Origin of the sequence: Streptomyces sp. P17 (assembly GCF_032436805.1) — a bacterium.
Classification (GTDB): domain Bacteria; phylum Actinomycetota; class Actinomycetes; order Streptomycetales; family Streptomycetaceae; genus Streptomyces.
In genome coordinates, this window is the sequence record NZ_JAVRBF010001559.1 from 1 (window position 1) to 231 (window position 231).

1 pseudogene is annotated in these 231 nt (G+C 52.4%); it reads right to left on the reverse strand.

The features are described 5' to 3' along the window. Positions 1 to 231: pseudogene (locus RMT89_RS45675) on the reverse strand (hypothetical protein); the annotation flags it as partial.

Genomic DNA, 231 nt, shown 5'->3' on the forward strand with positions numbered 1-231 from the left:
TGTCCACCAACTCATGAGGCGGCAAAGGCCCATCAATTCCTTTGCGGATCAGTTTGCGCAACACATACCCTTGCTGAGTGTTGCTGGGCACCACACCACTGTTGAGCAGCACCTCAATGGTGCGGAACAGCACCCGTTCACATGTCGGCGGATCCATGTTGGAACAAAACGATTGCAGGCGCTCTAAGCCAAACCCACAATCCAAATGCTGACCCAATGGATTGACAATGT